Annotated in this window: 15 protein-coding genes and 1 riboswitch; of the genes, 10 read left to right on the forward strand and 5 right to left on the reverse strand. The window is 60.3% G+C overall.

Annotation, left to right across the window (positions count from 1 at the left end; genetic code table 11):
* Nucleotides 1–247: 247 nt before the first annotated feature.
* Nucleotides 248–655, reverse strand: coding sequence for an acyl-CoA thioesterase (locus tag AWM79_RS01445; RefSeq protein WP_017130441.1), 408 nt, complete (start codon nt 653–655; stop codon nt 248–250).
* 362 nt (nt 656–1,017) lie between these two features.
* Nucleotides 1,018–1,124, forward strand: a riboswitch (S-adenosyl-L-homocysteine riboswitch).
* Nucleotides 1,125–1,145: 21 nt separating this feature from the next.
* On the opposite strand from AWM79_RS01445, the gene ahcY reads away from it, so the two are divergent.
* The 5 genes from ahcY to rhlE2 all read left to right on the forward strand — a co-directional run bounded on the left by ahcY (nt 1,146) and on the right by rhlE2 (nt 7,642).
* Nucleotides 1,146–2,555, forward strand: a complete 1,410-nt coding sequence (gene ahcY / locus AWM79_RS01450; protein WP_060781978.1) for an adenosylhomocysteinase — start codon at nt 1,146–1,148, stop codon at nt 2,553–2,555.
* A 101-nt stretch (nt 2,556–2,656) separates the two neighbouring features.
* A complete protein-coding gene (metF, locus tag AWM79_RS01455; RefSeq protein WP_060781979.1) occupies nt 2,657–3,502 on the forward strand; it encodes a methylenetetrahydrofolate reductase [NAD(P)H] in 846 nt (281 codons plus the stop codon).
* Nucleotides 3,503–3,563: 61 nt separating this feature from the next.
* Nucleotides 3,564–4,646, forward strand: a complete 1,083-nt coding sequence (locus AWM79_RS01460) for a hypothetical protein (protein ID WP_060781980.1) — start codon at nt 3,564–3,566, stop codon at nt 4,644–4,646.
* A 46-nt stretch (nt 4,647–4,692) separates the two neighbouring features.
* Nucleotides 4,693–5,484: a substrate-binding periplasmic protein gene (locus tag AWM79_RS01465; RefSeq protein WP_017130444.1), complete on the forward strand. Its 792-nt coding sequence runs from the start codon at nt 4,693–4,695 to the stop codon at nt 5,482–5,484.
* Between the two features lie 298 nt (nt 5,485–5,782).
* Nucleotides 5,783–7,642 (forward strand): RNA helicase RhlE2, encoded by a 1,860-nt coding sequence (rhlE2, locus tag AWM79_RS01470; RefSeq protein WP_060781981.1) that lies wholly within the window; start codon nt 5,783–5,785, stop codon nt 7,640–7,642.
* 196 nt (nt 7,643–7,838) lie between these two features.
* Here the strand turns inward: rhlE2 and AWM79_RS01475 are convergent, their stop codons facing one another.
* Nucleotides 7,839–8,417: a YceI family protein gene (locus tag AWM79_RS01475; protein ID WP_060781982.1), complete on the reverse strand. Its 579-nt coding sequence runs from the start codon at nt 8,415–8,417 to the stop codon at nt 7,839–7,841.
* 31 nt (nt 8,418–8,448) lie between these two features.
* On the reverse strand, nt 8,449–9,000 hold the full coding sequence (locus AWM79_RS01480) for a cytochrome b (protein ID WP_017130447.1): 552 nt from the start codon (nt 8,998–9,000) through the stop codon (nt 8,449–8,451).
* A 342-nt stretch (nt 9,001–9,342) separates the two neighbouring features.
* On the opposite strand from AWM79_RS01480, the gene AWM79_RS01485 reads away from it, so the two are divergent.
* Nucleotides 9,343–10,749, forward strand: coding sequence for an adenosylmethionine--8-amino-7-oxononanoate transaminase (locus tag AWM79_RS01485; RefSeq protein ID WP_017130448.1), 1,407 nt, complete (start codon nt 9,343–9,345; stop codon nt 10,747–10,749).
* Between the two features lie 92 nt (nt 10,750–10,841).
* Nucleotides 10,842–11,561 (forward strand): 16S rRNA (uracil(1498)-N(3))-methyltransferase, encoded by a 720-nt coding sequence (locus tag AWM79_RS01490; protein ID WP_017130449.1) that lies wholly within the window; start codon nt 10,842–10,844, stop codon nt 11,559–11,561.
* Between the two features lie 28 nt (nt 11,562–11,589).
* Here the strand turns inward: AWM79_RS01490 and trhA are convergent, their stop codons facing one another.
* Nucleotides 11,590–12,207 (reverse strand): PAQR family membrane homeostasis protein TrhA, encoded by a 618-nt coding sequence (gene trhA / locus AWM79_RS01495; RefSeq protein ID WP_017130450.1) that lies wholly within the window; start codon nt 12,205–12,207, stop codon nt 11,590–11,592.
* 304 nt (nt 12,208–12,511) lie between these two features.
* Between trhA and AWM79_RS01500 the strand changes: the two genes are divergently transcribed.
* The 3 genes from AWM79_RS01500 to AWM79_RS01510 all read left to right on the forward strand — a co-directional run bounded on the left by AWM79_RS01500 (nt 12,512) and on the right by AWM79_RS01510 (nt 14,616).
* Nucleotides 12,512–13,090 (forward strand): chromate transporter, encoded by a 579-nt coding sequence (locus AWM79_RS01500; RefSeq protein WP_017130451.1) that lies wholly within the window; start codon nt 12,512–12,514, stop codon nt 13,088–13,090.
* 3 nt (nt 13,091–13,093) lie between these two features.
* Complete coding sequence (locus tag AWM79_RS01505) at nt 13,094–13,636, forward strand: chromate transporter (protein ID WP_017130452.1); 543 nt, start codon at nt 13,094–13,096, stop codon at nt 13,634–13,636.
* Between the two features lie 65 nt (nt 13,637–13,701).
* Complete coding sequence (locus tag AWM79_RS01510) at nt 13,702–14,616, forward strand: LysR family transcriptional regulator (protein WP_060781983.1); 915 nt, start codon at nt 13,702–13,704, stop codon at nt 14,614–14,616.
* A 4-nt stretch (nt 14,617–14,620) separates the two neighbouring features.
* Here AWM79_RS01510 and madM read toward each other — a convergent pair whose 3' ends face one another.
* Nucleotides 14,621–15,385, reverse strand: coding sequence for a malonate transporter subunit MadM (madM, locus tag AWM79_RS01515; RefSeq protein WP_017130454.1), 765 nt, complete (start codon nt 15,383–15,385; stop codon nt 14,621–14,623).

Genomic DNA, 15,385 nt, shown 5'->3' on the forward strand with positions numbered 1-15,385 from the left:
CGACCTGCGTCAGCGGCCAACCCTGCTCGCAGGCGCTGCTCCGCGGCAATCGCACACGGTCGTCCGCTTCGATGCATGATTTCAAAGCTGTTCCTGCGAAGGCACAATTCACTTAGTTTATTTTGCCTACACCCTCTTAGCGAGCCGCAGGTACTGCAGTGGGCCAATAACGCACCTGCCGCTCCTGGAACCCAAGGCACGGTTATTACCGCACTTGGGGGCCAGGAATGTTCAGTGCGGGCGGCGATCAGCTTTCGTCGGTCTCGTCTTCCTTGAACTGGTCTTTCACATACTTGATCTCGGTCCGTCCGTGAGGCGTCGGCAAGCCGTCTTCGCCGAGATTGACGAAGACGATCTTTTCCACGGTCAGGATGCTTTTGCGGGTGATCTTGTTGCGCACTTCACAGGTCAGGGTGATCGACGTGCGACCGAATTCGGTGGCGGTGATACCCAGTTCGATGATATCGCCCTGCCGCGAGGCGCTGACGAAGTTGATCTCGGAGACGTACTTGGTCACCACGCGCTGGTTGCCTAACTGGACAATCGCGTAGATTGCCGCCTCCTCGTCGATCCAGCGCAGCAGGCTACCGCCGAACAGGGTGCCGTTGGGGTTGAGGTCTTCGGGTTTGACCCATTTGCGGGTGTGGAAATTCATGCGCTCTCCTGACCGTGCTGTCACCGGATGAAACTATCCGGCAAGCCTGAACCTTCATGTTAGAACGCTTGCCCGACGACTCCAACCACTCACGATCATCCACCGAAAAATACCGCGCAGGCCAGGAGGCTGTTTGACAGCCCTTCGCCCTTACGATTGTGTGTCGGTGCAAGGCCGAAGCCACTCCGGCATCACACCACCGAGCACGGCAGACCACACGATCAAACGCCATGAGCGCCGCTACGATCACCTTGAATAATCTTCATCGAAGCGACAGAAACTCTTGGGAAGTCAGCCGCGGGCCGCTATAATCGGCGCCGATTCAAAACGGTCATCCGCTCTTGATACCGTTTTCCCGCCACCTGTCCGAGGGGCGCTGCAGCAGGCTCAACCTGTCAGGCTCGGATGGGGCGTTCTCCGGTCGTATCAGTTGCTCCGGAGACTAAACGCACAACGGCGCCCATTCGCACACTACGAATGGAGGCTCTCTATGAGCGCTGTCAACACGCCTGCAGATTTCACTGACTACAAAGTCGCCGATATGTCCCTGGCAGCCTGGGGCCGTCGCGAAACCATCATCGCCGAATCGGAAATGCCTGCCCTGATGGGCCTGCGCCGCAAGTACCTGGCCGAGCAACCGCTCAAGGGCGCGAAGATCCTCGGTTGCATCCATATGACCATCCAGACCGCCGTGCTGATCGAAACCCTGGTTGCCCTGGGCGCCGAAGTTCGCTGGTCGTCCTGCAACATTTTCTCGACCCAGGATCAGGCCGCTGCCGCCATCGCGGCTGCCGGTATCCCTGTATTTGCCTGGAAAGGCGAAACCGAGCAAGAGTACGAGTGGTGCCTGGAGCAAACCATCCTGAAGGACGGCACGCCTTGGGATGCCAACATGATTCTCGACGATGGCGGTGACTTGACCGAGTTGCTGCACAAGAAATACCCGGCTGTCCTGGAAAAAGTCCACGGCGTCACCGAAGAAACCACCACCGGCGTCCATCGCCTGCTGGACATGCTGGCCAAGGGCGAGTTGAAGATCCCGGCCATCAACGTCAACGACTCAGTAACCAAGAGCAAGAACGACAACAAATATGGCTGCCGTCACAGCCTCAACGATGCCATCAAGCGTGGCACCGACCACCTGCTTTCCGGCAAGCAAGCGCTGGTCATCGGCTATGGTGACGTGGGCAAGGGTTCGGCCCAGTCCCTGCGCCAGGAAGGCATGATCGTCAAGGTTTCCGAAGTCGACCCGATCTGTGCCATGCAGGCCTGCATGGACGGTTTCGAACTGGTTTCGCCGTTCATCGACGGGATCAACAACGGTAGCGAAGCCAGCATCGACAAGGCCCTGCTGGGCAAAATCGATCTGATCGTGACGACGACCGGCAACGTCAACGTCTGCGACGCGAACATGCTCAAGGCCCTGAAGAAACGTGCCGTGGTCTGTAACATCGGTCACTTCGACAACGAAATCGACACCGCTTTCATGCGCAAGAACTGGGCATGGGAAGAGGTCAAGCCACAGGTACACAAGATCCACCGCACCGGCCACGGCGATTTCGACCCACAGAACGATGACTACCTGATCCTGCTGGCCGAAGGCCGCCTGGTGAACCTGGGCAACGCTACCGGTCACCCTAGCCGCATCATGGACGGTTCGTTCGCCAACCAGGTCCTGGCACAAATCTTCCTGTTCGGCCAGAAGTTCGCCAACCTGTCGCCCGCCCAGAAAGCCGAGCGCCTGACCGTTGAAGTACTGCCGAAGAAGCTCGACGAAGAAGTGGCCCTGGAAATGGTGCGCGGCTTCGGCGGCGTGGTCACCCAACTGACCAAGACCCAAGCCGATTACATCGGCGTGGCTGTCGAAGGTCCGTTCAAGCCGCACGCCTATCGCTACTGATCGGCCGGATTGCCTGCCCGCCCCGTAAGGGCGGGCTTGCCCGCGACAACGATCTAACAGCCCACCCCGATACAGGCTTACGAGTTCACAAGGGTATTACCATGTCCCAAGATCGTCGCTACAGCTTCGAGTTCTTCCCCACCAAGACCGATGCTGGGCATGAAAAATTGCTTGCCACTGCTCGCCAGTTGGCCAGCCACGACCCCGATTTCTTTTCCTGCACCTACGGTGCCGGTGGCTCGACCCGCGACCGCACGATCAACACCGTGTTGCAGCTTGAGAGCGAGGTAAAGATTCCCGCCGCGCCGCACTTGTCCTGCGTCGGCGACAGCAAGGACGACCTGCGCGACCTACTGGCCCAGTACAAGGCCGCCGGTATCCACCGTATCGTCGCCTTGCGCGGCGACCTGCCGTCCGGGATGGGCATGGCCAGCGGCGAACTGCGCCACGCCAATGATCTGGTCAGCTTTATCCGCCAAGAGACGGGTAGTCACTTTCATATCGAAGTTGCCGCTTACCCGGAAATGCACCCGCAGGCGCGCAATTTCGAAGACGACATCCAACACTTCGTGCACAAGGTCAATGCCGGTGCCGACAGTGCGATTACCCAGTACTTCTTCAACGCCGACAGCTATTTCTACTTCGTCGACCGGGTACGGGCGGCGGGCGTCAATATTCCGATCGTGCCAGGTATCATGCCGATCACCAACTACAGCAAGCTGGCGCGTTTCTCCGATGCCTGCGGCGCGCAAATTCCGCGCTGGATCCGCAAGCAACTGGAGGCTTACGGCGATGACAGCCAGAGCATCCAGACATTTGGCGAGCAAGTGATCAGTGAAATGTGTGAGCGTTTGTTGCAAGGCGGTGCCCCAGGGTTACATTTCTATACTCTGAACCAAGCCGAACCGAGCCTGGCGATCTGGAACAACCTGAGACTGCCGCGCTAGAAAGCTGCCCTCGCACCGCCGAGGGCATGCACAGCCTTGCAGTTCACGGAAACCTGTTGCCATGACCACCGCTGCCCTCACCACCCGCCCGCAACTGGTTTATCTGGTATTCGGGGCTGAGACTTACCATCAAGAAGCAGTCTTCAGCATCGCCAGTGCATTGGCGTGCCTGCGGGAAACCCCAGGGGCCGAAGTCGATATCAGGGTATTCAGCGACAACCCCAAGCCCTATCGGCACCTGCCAGTGCGGATCGACGCCCTGGCAGAGGTCACGCGCAAACGCTGGTGCGGCCCCCACGGCTATCACTTTCGCACTAAACATGTGGCGCTGCGCGCCGTGCTCGAAGAGTGCGAGCAGGCACTACTGATCGACACGGATACCTTTTTCCGACGCTCACCCATTGAGCTGTTCCGACGCGTGGAGCCCGGCACCCTCCTGTGCAACGCTTTTTACACCACCTATGGAGCAAACAAGAAATTGCCCCTGTACACGGCGCTCTCCGAGCGCCTCAGGAGCAGGAACCTGGCCGATGACCAGATGATGACGCTCAATTCCGGAGTCATCGGTTTAACCCGGCAAGACGTGGGCGTCCTGGACCGCTCGATAGCGCTGATGGATGAACTCTTTCCCTTCGCCCAAGGCGCATACACTCTGGAAGAGTTCTGCTTGTCCGTGGCGGCCTATCGCACTGTCAACGTCAAGGAGTGCCCGGACCTGATCCATCACTATTGGGGTCGCAAACAATTGTTCAGAGCCAAGGTAAAGGCCTGGATACACAAGCACGCTGGCAACCCGGTCAGCGATCAAGCCCTTGCCGACACCCGTAAGGTGACAGACCGCCTGCCACGTCCGCCCCGGGGAAGAAGGCTATTGAACAAACTAACCACCCGGATCTTGCCGAAACACCAGCGTCAGTTCTTCCGGGAAATCCTTTATGGTTGCCATGAGCACGCCAACGAGTTCGATCAGGCGTGCGGCACGGTCTGGTGGGAGAAAGCGCGACAGAGCCTGGAAGAGCGTCTGGGCAAGACGTTGTCCGATGAAGAATTGACTCAGTGGTTTGATCGAACCACCGTGCACCTGCTCTTGGGTAATCGTCGTCAAACTATTTGCCAACACCTGCTGCGGTTGCCCGATAAATAGAGCTTCAAAGCTTCTATCTCAAGCCTTTCCATCGTAGTCTTTGGTAATGCCCATCATTGCCCAGCTTCTGACAACCGTTCTTTTCGCCTGCCTGAGCTTTGCGGCTCGAGGTGAAAAACTGCGTATTGTCACCGAACCCTGGGCGCCCTATGTCTACGAAGAGAACGGTCGGAGACTGGGGCTCGATTACGAAACCACGGCCATCGTCCTCCAACGCCTGGGCGTTGAAGTGGAATGGCAATTCCTGCCATGGAAGCGCTGCCTGGCGATGCTCGAACAGGGCCAGGCCGATGGCGCCCTGGATATCCTTCACAACAATGAACGCGAGGCGACGCTGTTGTATCCCGATGAGCCCCTCTCCAAAGTGGAGTTCGTGCTCTTCTACGCCAAGGCCCGCCCGCACCCTTTCAACACCCTCGATGATCTCAAGGGGCTGACCATCGGCACCTCTCCCGGTTACTTCTATGGCACGCCATTCAGCCACTCGACCCAGTTCAGACGCGAAGCCGCGCCCACTCATGAAGCCAACTTCGGCAAGCTGGACTTGGGACGCATCGACTTGCTGATCACCGACCGCCGGGTCGGCCAGCGCATGCTTGAAAAGTTTCATCTGCGAGAACGGATTGCCCAGTACCCGGCGGTGATTCGCCAGGGTGGCCAGTACCTGGCCCTGCGTCGAAACGCCGGCATGGATCTACTGGCGCAGCGTTTCGATGCCGAACTCAAGCGCTTCAAGCGCGAGCCGGCCTACGCCGAGCTCACCGCCCGCTATGCCGGAGCCGCATCGACCGCAAAATCACTCGATGCCCCAGGAAAGCAAAAAGCAGTGAACCGCTGAGCAGCAGGAAAGCAGCACACGCCGATTGCTCTGTTATACTCCGGCGTTCCCGCCAGGCTCACGCCCGGACGCTCGACCTTGCATCAGGTATTCCGACACGATGACCAGCGCCGCCCAACGGCCCGCGCGCACCGTGCGTAGAGCCTCAAGTTCCAGCAGGACCGGACGGGATAGCGTCCTTCAGGACTGAACGAAAAATCGCCGTGTTGTACGCCGGCCGTGCTCGTCCAGCCCCCAGACGCCATTCGCGCCAGGCAAGATTCCCATCGGGCTTTGCCCTAACTGAACAGGATTACTCATGTCCTTTGCTTCCCTCGGTCTCTCCGAGGCTTTAGTCAGCGCCATCGAGGCAGCCGGCTATACCGAGCCTACTCCGGTGCAACAGCGGGCCATTCCCGCCGTGTTGCAAGGTCGCGACCTTATGGTCGCGGCACAGACAGGTACGGGTAAAACCGGCGGCTTCGCCCTCCCGATTTTGGAGCGGTTGTTCCCCAACGGTCACCCGGACAAGTCCCAACGCCATGGCCCACGTCAACCCCGTGTGCTGGTCCTGACCCCGACCCGCGAACTGGCCGCCCAGGTGCACGAGAGTTTCAAGGTCTATGCTCGCGACCTGAAGTTCGTCAGCGCCTGTATCTTCGGCGGTGTCGGCATGAATCCACAGGTCCAGGCCATGTCCCGAGGTGTCGACGTACTGGTGGCCTGCCCGGGTCGTTTGCTTGATCTGTGCGGCCAAGGCAGCGTCGACCTGTCTCACGTGGAAATCCTCGTGCTGGACGAAGCCGACCGCATGCTCGACATGGGGTTTGTCCATGACGTGAAGAAAGTTCTCGCACGGCTGCCGGCCAAACGACAGAACCTATTGTTCTCGGCGACCTTCTCCAAAGACATCACCGACCTCGCCGGCAAGCTGCTGCACAACCCGGAACGCATCGAAGTCACGCCGCCGAACACCACGGTAGAGCGCATCGAACAGCGCGTGTTTCGCCTGGCGGCCAGCCACAAACGTTCGCTGCTGGCGCACCTGATCACCGCCGGCGCCTGGGAACAGGTCCTGGTGTTCACCCGCACCAAGCACGGCGCCAACCGCCTGGCCGAGTACCTGGACAAGCACGGCCTGAGCGCCGTCGCCATTCACGGCAACAAGAGCCAGAACGCCCGCACCAAGGCCCTGGCCGACTTCAAGGCCGGCGACGTGCGGATCCTGGTCGCCACCGATATCGCCGCCCGTGGCCTGGATATCGATCAGTTGCCCCATGTGGTCAACTTCGAACTGCCGAACGTCGATGAAGACTATGTCCACCGTATCGGTCGGACCGGTCGTGCCGGTCGTTCGGGCGAAGCGATTTCTCTGGTTGCCCCGGACGAAGAAAAACTGCTGAAGAGCATCGAGCGCATGACCAAGCAGAAAATCGCCGACGGCGACCTGATGGGCTTTGACGCCAGTGCCGTGGAAGCGGAGAAACCGGAAGTGCGCGAGCGTCCGGATGTACGTAACCCACGCAATCCACGTGGCCCACGCGGCGACGGCCCGAATGGCGGCGGCGGTGGTGGCGGTCGTAAAGACAAGGGCAAGGACAAGGGTGGCAAGGAAAAACCAGCGGCCAGCGGTCGCGGTGAGCGTCCGGCCCGCGAGCAGAAAACCCGTGACAACTCGCCTCGCGAACAGCAACGTCCGGTACCTCGCGCAGCGGCGGATCGTGCTCCGGACGAATTTCTCGACGACGATATCGACAACTTCGGCAACCGCGTCGACTACGTGCCGCAGGCGCCGAAGAACCAGGGTCGTGGTCGCCGTCCGGGCGCTCCGGGGCCAGCTACCCCGGCACGTGGTGGCGGTGCTTCCCAGGGTCGCCAGAACGCCCCGCGTAACGGCGGCGGCGCGAGCACCGGTACTGCGCCGGCCAAGCGCGGCAACCCACGCAACGGTGCGCCACGGGACGGTCAGGCACGGCGTGAAGAGCCACGCAGTCGGCGTCCAGCGCGCGATGACCTGCCAATGCGCCAGGAGCCCGCCGTCAAAGGCCCACGCGATAACCAGCCGAAGATCATGCACAAGGAATCGAAGATCGATCGCTCCCTGACGCCTGAGCAGTTGGATCAGTTGCCGAACCGCCCGCGTGGCGAAAAACCGGCGCTGTTGACGCGCAATCGCTGAGTTTGCATCGGTGATAAAAAACGCCCCCGGCTCGTGAGAGCCGGGGGCGTTTTTGTTGGGGCATTATTATAGGTGCCCGTTCACCGCGGATAGGTGCATGACCGTGGGAGCCGGCTCGCCAGCGATAAGGACCGGAAGCCCGTCAAAAGCCGTGCGGGCGCTCCAGCCCCGATCACCTGCTGCCACAGTCTCGGGGTTACTTCGTCCGCACCCCTTCAAACGAGATATCCAGGTCCAGGGTCTGGGCAAACGGGCCCGGCCCCTTGATGCCGAAATCGTTCAGATTGAGGGTGGTGGTGCCGTTGAAGCCGGCACGGTATTCACCCCATGGATCCTGACCCTCGCTGTTGAACGTGGCCTTGAAAGTCACGGGCTTAGTCATACCGTGCAGGGTCAGGTCACCCGTCACGTCAGCGGTTTTCTCGCCAGTGGACTTGACGGCGGTGGAAACGAACTTGGCTTGCGGATACTTGTCCGCTTCCAGAGCATCTTTGCCCGCGATGTGCTTGTCACGTTCGGCGTGGTTGGAGAACACGCTGGCGGTTTTCAGCTCGACCTCAATTTTGCTCGCTTCAGGAGCCTTAGCGTCAAAACTGAACTTACCGCTCCAGTCCTTGAAAGTGCCGTGAACGAAGCTATAGCCCAAGTGGCTGATCTTCCAGTCGATGAAGGCGTGCTGGCCTTCCTTGTCGATCACATAATCGGCAGCCATCGCCTGCCCCACGGACAGCAGAGCGGCACCGACGGCGAGAGCGGCGAGAGTTTTTTTCAACATGTTTCTATTCCTTTTAAGTCGAGGTTGAGCATCAGGCTTCGCGACCCAGCATGCGAGTCAAGGTCGCATCACGGTCGATAAAATGATGTTTCAGGGCCGCCAGGCCGTGGAGACCGGCAAAGATCACCACCGTCCAGGCCAAGTACAAATGCACCGTACCCGCCACATTCGCCTGATCGGGGATACTGGAAATCCAGGCGGGCACGTCGAACAGTTTGAACACCGTAATCCCGACACCTTCGGCGGTGGAAATCAGGTATCCGGAAAACATCAGGGTGAACAGAGCGAGATAGAGCACCCCGTGGGCAAGCTTGGCGCTCACGCGGGTCAGGCGGCCATGATGGGACGGGGCTGGCGGCGGTGGGCTGATAAAGCGCCAGATCAGCCGCAGGACCATCACCGCAAACAGGCTCAAGCCGATACTTCTATGCAGGTCCGGAGCGGCCTTGCGCCATTCGCTGTAGTAGTCGAGACCGACCATCCACAAACCCAGCGCAAAAAGGCCGAAGACCATCAGCGCCACGCCCCAATGCAGAAGCATGCTGATCGCACCGTAGCGAGAAGATGAATTACGTAGCTGCATCGCCGAATCCTGCAAGTATTGCGTCCAAGATTAATGATTTATCTATCGAGTTGAAGCGGAAATTTCACTTTCGAAATATCGAGAAATACGATCATAAATCTGAGACGAGTGGGTTAAGAAAATATTAAGGTCACCGCTCAGCTAGAACAGCCTGGGAAACGCCTCTAGTCGAACTACCAGGGCCACAATCGCAAAAAACCGTCATAGCCTGCGCCCTACAAGCTCAGCGGTCGACTGCGGATCGGGTAAATGCCCCCAAAGGGTTGTCCCACGGCCCAGCATTGCATAGGCTTGCCGATTGTTTGCCCGCGCCTGTCGCGAGCCGCCCGCGGGAGAGTGGAAATGAGCCTGAACAACCAGTGGATGAAACGCGATCTCGAGGTCGTGTGGCACCCCTGCACCCAGATGAAAGATCACGAAGTGCTGCCGTTGATTCCGATCAGGCGCGGTGAAGGCGTCTGGCTGGAAGACTTCGACGGCAAACGCTATCTCGACGCCGTGAGCTCGTGGTGGGTCAACGTGTTTGGCCACTGCAACCCGCGGATCAGCCAGCGCATCAAGGACCAGCTCGATCAGCTGGAGCACGTGATTCTCGCCGGCTTCAGCCATCAGCCAGTGATTGAGCTGTCCGAGCGTCTGGTGAAAATGACACCCGAAGGCTTGACTCGCTGCTTCTACGCCGACAATGGCTCATCCTGCATCGAAGTCGCGTTGAAGATGAGCTTTCACTATTGGCTCAACCGTGGCCGCCCGGAAAAGAAGCGCTATATCACACTGACCAACAGCTATCACGGCGAAACCGTGGCGGCGATGTCGGTGGGTGATGTGCCGTTGTTCACCGAGACCTACAAGGCCCTGCTGCTGGACACCATCAAGGTTCCTAGCCCGGATTGCTACCTACGCCCGCAAGGCATGAGCTGGGAAGCGCATTCGCGCAACATGTTCCTGCTCATGGAACAGGCGCTGGCCGAGCATCACGACAGCGTCGCCGCCGTGATCGTCGAGCCGTTGATCCAAGGCGCCGGCGGCATGCGCATGTACCATCCGATCTACCTCAAGTTGCTGCGCGAGGCCTGCGACCGCTACGGCGTGCATCTGATCCACGATGAAATCGCCGTGGGCTTCGGTCGCACCGGCACCCTGTTCGCCTGTGAACAGGCCGGTATCCGCCCGGATTTCCTGTGTCTGTCCAAAGCCCTGACCGGTGGCTACTTGCCGCTGGCGGCCTGCCTGACCACCGAAGAGGTCTACAGCGCCTTCTACGACGACTATCCGACCCTGCGCGCGTTCCTCCACTCCCATAGTTACACCGGCAACCCCCTGGCCTGCGCGGCGGCACTGGCGACTCTGGATATTTTCGAGCAGGACAACGTCATCGAGAACAACAAAGCCCTGGCCCAACGCATGGGCAGTGCCACCGCACACCTGGCGGATCACCTCCATGTGGGCGAGGTGCGCCAGACCGGCATGGCCCTGGCCATCGAAATGGTCCAGGACAAGGCCGGCAAGACTGCCTACCCATGGCAGGAGCGCCGTGGCCTGAAGGTCTTCCAGCACGCGCTGGAGCGCGGCGCGCTGTTGCGTCCGCTGGGCAGTGTGGTGTATTTCCTACCGCCCTATGTGATTACGCCAGAGCAGATCGACTTTCTGGCCGAGGTCGCCAGCGAAGGCATCGACATCGCCACCCGCAGCGACATCCGCGTGGCGGTGCCGGCCAACTTCCACCCGGACTTTCGTGATCCGGGCTAAAGGATCATGCAGATTTGTGGCGAGCGGGCAATCGCGCTTGTCACGCACAGATCATTGTCCTTCACGCATACGACTTTCAATAGAGACTTCAAATGCGCCTGTCCCGCTTTTTTATCGACACCCCGCTGAGCCTTGGCGAACACCTGCTACCGGAGGCCCAGGCGCACTATATCGGTCGCGTGCTACGCATGGGCGAAGGCGACGCGTTGCAAGTGTTCGATGGCTCGGGCAGCGAATTCCTCGGCACCCTGCTGGAAGTCGGCAAGAAGCACGTGCGTATCCAACTGACCGAACGCTTCGCCGGGCAAGCCGATTCATCGCTGCACATCCATCTCGGCCAGGGTCTGTCCCGTGGCGAGCGGATGGACTGGGCGATCCAGAAGGCTACCGAGCTGGGTGTCAACCAAATCACACCGATTGTCAGCGAGCGCTGCGAAGTGCGCCTCAAGGACGAACGCGCCGACAAGCGCCTGGCCCACTGGCGACAGATCGCAATCAGCGCCTGTGAACAGTGCGGTCGCTCTACGTTGCCGATGATTCATCCGCCGCTGCTGTTGAACGAGTGGCTGAAACAGGCCGAGGCCGACCTGAAACTGGTGCTGCACCCGGTGGCCGAGCCGCTGGCCAGCCACCCGAAGCCGGGCACTCTGGCGTTTCTGATCGGCCCCGAAGGCGGCCTGTCCGATGGCGAGGTCGAGCAGGCGGCAAAGGCCGGTTACCTGTCGGCGCGCCTCGGTCCACGGGTTCTGCGCACCGAAACCGCACCGGTGGTGGCGCTGGCGCTGGCCCAGCAGTTGTGGGGTGACTTCTAGTGGCCTGTAGTGGTCTGCCACAAAGGTTTCAGATCACAAACCAGGAGATCGCCACGAAATGTAGGACACTGCCGCCGATCACGAACAGATGCCAGATCCCATGGGCATGGCGCAGCCGGTGATCGAGGGCAAAGAAGATGATCCCCAGGGTATACAGCGCGCCGCCCGTGGCCAGCCAGATAAAGCCGACCATGCCCAGTGCTGCCAGTAACGGCTTGATAGCGACCAGCACAATCCAACCCATCACCGCATAGATCACGATCGACAGCACCCGAGCTTCGGAGCGTGGCTTGATCTCCTGCAGCATGCCGAGCACTGCCAACCCCCAGACGATACCGAACAGGGTCCAACCCCAGGGCCCGCGCAAGGTGATCAGGCAGAACGGCGTATAACTGCCGGCAATCAATAGGTAGATCGACAGGTGATCGACCTTTTGCATGATCACCTTCGCCCGTCCGCGCACACTGTGATAAACCGTCGACACGCTGTACAAGGCCAGCAGCGTGACGCCGTAGATCGCCACGCTGACAATCTTCCACGGGCTGCCATCCAGGCTCGCCAGCACCAACAGCCAGATGGCGCCGATGCACGCCAGAACCGCCCCCACCAGGTGGGTCCAGGCGTTGAACCGTTCCCCGTGATACATCTGCCGCTCACCTCCATTGATCAGAACACTGTTCACTAATAACCTGTACGGCTAGTTAGCTCAAGTGCGGATGCCAGAAGTCCATGGCGAGGCTCTGCAACGCAGGTCAGGAGCTTGTGGCGCCGAAATCGACTGACAGAAGCAGCCACACAGGCCACCAGGCCTCAGCTCTCGCGGCCCGGAAGACAATGCCCGGCGACCGGTAATTGATCGACAGGCATCTGGTGTGACAGCGCCGAACCGGTTTTACTGAAGACCCATTGCCAATTCGCAACGGCCCTCACCTGTTCCAAGGAGCCCATTGATGTCCGTCACGGCGCCCACCACCGCACCGACCAGCGCACTTCTCCCGTCACCCAGTCTCTGGCAACTCTTCTACAACTTCGCCATGGTCGGCCTGTTCGGCTTCGGCGGCGTGATGCCCTGGGCACGGCAGATGATGGTGGACCGTCGGCGCTGGGTCGATGAACAAGGCTTCAACGAACTGCTGACCACCGGGCAGTTTTTCCCCGGACCGAATATCGGCAACGTCAGCATCATCTACGGTCGGCGCCATCACGGTCTGCCGGGAGCTTGCGTGGCGCTGCTGGGACTCTATCTGTTCCCCTCGATCATCACCGTGCTGGCGGGCTTTGCCTACGCCCGTTGGTGGAACATCGATGCGGTGCAACAGGTGTTCGGTGCCATCATGCCGATCGCCACCGGGCTGATGCTCGGCACCACCCTGCGCCTGCTCAAGGCCATGCCACGCAACCTCGCCAACTACTGCGCCTTTGGCCTGACCTTTATCCTGATGGGCGTGCTGGTGCAGCCGCTATGGAGCGTCCTGTTGATTTGTGTTCCGCTGTCGATTGCCCTGCGTTTTGTCGACAAGCGAGCTTGAGCCATGCAGACCGTACTGTTTCAACTGATGATCCAATGCGCGCTCTGGTCATTGATGTCCATCGGCGGCAACACCGTGGCCCTGAGTGACATCCACCGCTACACCGTGACTCAGATGAACTGGGTCAACGATGCCCAGTTCATCGCCTTCTTCGCCTTATCCCAAGCGCTGCCGGGGCCCAATGGCATGTTCCTGGTGTTTATCGGCCAGCAGGCCGCGGGCCTGCCCGGCGCCATGGTCGCCCTGGCGGCCAAGCTGCTGCCGTGCTCGATGCTGACCTGGTTCGGTGCCGGTTGGCTGGAGAAACACACCGAAACACCGTGGGTACAGCGGATCAAGCGCGCCCTGTTGCCGATCTCGATGGGGTTGATCCTCGCCGCCAGCTACATCCTGATTCGTAGCATGGAAACCAGTACCTTGAGTTTGCTGCTGACACTGGTCAGCGCCGCCGTGGTGTATTTCAGCCGGGTCAATGCCATCTGGTTGATCATCGCCGGCACCGCCCTCGGGTTGCTGAGCAGCGCCCTGGGAGCCAACTGGTTCTGAAAAAAGCTTCAGCCAAAACCCCAGGACTTGGGCACAATCGAGACCTCCAAAAAAGAGCCGGTGCCATGCTGATCGACGAAGAGTTGACCCTGAAGAAGCTGGAGGTGTTCCTGGCCTTCATGCGCACCGGCAACCTGGCGCGGGCGGCGGCCGAGTTGCAGACCAGCAACGTCAGCGTACACCGGGCCATCCATTCCCTGGAAAACGCCTTGCGTTGCCCGTTGTTCAAGCACGAAGGCCGCAACCTGACCCCCCTGGAAAGCGCCTATGTCCTGGAAGAGCGCGCACAGAAACTGATCCAAGACGTGGTCGAAAGTGTGCGCATGACCCGCGAGGCCGCCGGTTTCTTCGCCGAACGCTTCAAGCTCGGATCGCTCTATTCGCTGACCGTGAAGACCGTGCCGCAACTGATCATGGGCCTGAAGATCCGCCGCAGCGAACTGAATATCGACCTGATTCTGGGCTCCAATTTCGACCTGCTGTACAAGCTCAAGAACATGGAAGTGGACGCGATCCTGGTGTCGCTGGATAACAGCACCCACGACCCGGACTGTGAGCATCTGCCGCTGTTCGCCGATGATATTTTCCTCGCGACCCCCGCCGACTCGCCCTTCGCCCAACAGGATGAAGTCGACCTGGCGGACCTGCGGGACATGACCTTCATCACGCTGACCCAGGGCTTTGCCACCCACCGCGACGGCAACCGCGTGTTCGAGCAGGCAGGGTTCGAACCGAAGGTGGCGATGCAGGTCAACGATATTTTCACCCTCCTGAGCATGGTCAGTTCCGGCGTCGGCTATGCCTTGCTGCCAGGGCGGATTGCGATGGTGTACGAGAACCGGGTGAAGCTGATCCCGTTGCAGGCGCACTATCACCTGCAACAGCATATCGGCGTGGTGTTCCTCAAGGCCAAGGAGCGTGATCCCAATTTGTTGGCGCTCCTCGCGGAATGCCGGATGTATGCCAACCGGCTGAATTGACGGGTCAGCCCATCAGACCCCGCACAATGAAGAACAGCACCGAAGGCCCGAGCAGGCAACCCAGGCCGGTATGGAAGGTCGCCGTCAGCGCGCCATAAGGCACCAGGCGCCGATCCGTCGCCGCCAGGCCAGCAGTCACACCACTGACCGTACCCGCCAGGCCACCGAAGACCATCGCTGAACGTGGGTTGTCGAGGCCCATCCAGCGCGCCGCCACCGGCGTGCCGACCATCACAATGATCGCCTTGATCAACCCTGTCGCAATCGACAACGCCACCACATCAGAACTCGCGCCAATCGCCGCACCGGTCACCGGACCGACGATATAGGTCACTGCCCCGGCGCCGATGGTGGTCATGCTCACCGCATCGCGATAACCGAAGGCCCAGGCCATGCTTGCCCCGACGATAAACGGCAACACCGTGCCCAGCAGCAACGCCAACGCACCGATCAACCCCGCCTTCCTCGCCTCGCTGGCCTGCACCTCAAAGGCCGTGGCAACGATGGCGAAGTCGCGCAACATTGCCCCGCCCATCAGGCCGATGCCGGAGAACAACGTCAGGTCCGCCAGGCCTTTCTGCCCGCCGGTCAGGGTGCCACCGACCCAGGCCAGCACCAGGCCGATGACGATGGCGATCGCCGAGCCGTGAATCCGGCCAAAGGTCAGGCGCTTGGACACCACCACCGACACCCACATCACCACGCCGACGAAGGCGAACGCCGTGACCAGCCCATTGTGCTCCAGGCCCTTCTCGATGAGTTCCCACAT

Source organism: Pseudomonas agarici, from assembly GCF_001543125.1.
GTDB classification, from domain to species: Bacteria; Pseudomonadota; Gammaproteobacteria; order Pseudomonadales; family Pseudomonadaceae; genus Aquipseudomonas; species Aquipseudomonas agarici.

Excerpts from the sequence above, each read along its gene's own strand:
- trhA (WP_017130450.1), bottom strand. The coding sequence starts at position 12,207 with ATGTATCACGGGGAACGGTTCAACGCCTGGACCCACCTGGTGGGGGCG.
- AWM79_RS01500 (WP_017130451.1), top strand. The coding sequence starts at position 12,512 with ATGTCCGTCACGGCGCCCACCACCGCACCGACCAGCGCACTTCTCCCG.
- AWM79_RS01475 (WP_060781982.1), bottom strand. The coding sequence starts at position 8,417 with ATGTTGAAAAAAACTCTCGCCGCTCTCGCCGTCGGTGCCGCTCTGCTG.
- AWM79_RS01480 (WP_017130447.1), bottom strand. The coding sequence starts at position 9,000 with ATGCAGCTACGTAATTCATCTTCTCGCTACGGTGCGATCAGCATGCTT.
- madM (WP_017130454.1), bottom strand. The coding sequence starts at position 15,385 with ATGTGGGAACTCATCGAGAAGGGCCTGGAGCACAATGGGCTGGTCACG.
- AWM79_RS01460 (WP_060781980.1), top strand. The coding sequence starts at position 3,564 with ATGACCACCGCTGCCCTCACCACCCGCCCGCAACTGGTTTATCTGGTA.
- AWM79_RS01465 (WP_017130444.1), top strand. The coding sequence starts at position 4,693 with ATGCCCATCATTGCCCAGCTTCTGACAACCGTTCTTTTCGCCTGCCTG.
- AWM79_RS01510 (WP_060781983.1), top strand. The coding sequence starts at position 13,702 with ATGCTGATCGACGAAGAGTTGACCCTGAAGAAGCTGGAGGTGTTCCTG.
- ahcY (WP_060781978.1), top strand. The coding sequence starts at position 1,146 with ATGAGCGCTGTCAACACGCCTGCAGATTTCACTGACTACAAAGTCGCC.
- AWM79_RS01485 (WP_017130448.1), top strand. The coding sequence starts at position 9,343 with ATGAGCCTGAACAACCAGTGGATGAAACGCGATCTCGAGGTCGTGTGG.
- AWM79_RS01490 (WP_017130449.1), top strand. The coding sequence starts at position 10,842 with ATGCGCCTGTCCCGCTTTTTTATCGACACCCCGCTGAGCCTTGGCGAA.
- rhlE2 (WP_060781981.1), top strand. The coding sequence starts at position 5,783 with ATGTCCTTTGCTTCCCTCGGTCTCTCCGAGGCTTTAGTCAGCGCCATC.
- metF (WP_060781979.1), top strand. The coding sequence starts at position 2,657 with ATGTCCCAAGATCGTCGCTACAGCTTCGAGTTCTTCCCCACCAAGACC.
- AWM79_RS01445 (WP_017130441.1), bottom strand. The coding sequence starts at position 655 with ATGAATTTCCACACCCGCAAATGGGTCAAACCCGAAGACCTCAACCCC.
- AWM79_RS01505 (WP_017130452.1), top strand. The coding sequence starts at position 13,094 with ATGCAGACCGTACTGTTTCAACTGATGATCCAATGCGCGCTCTGGTCA.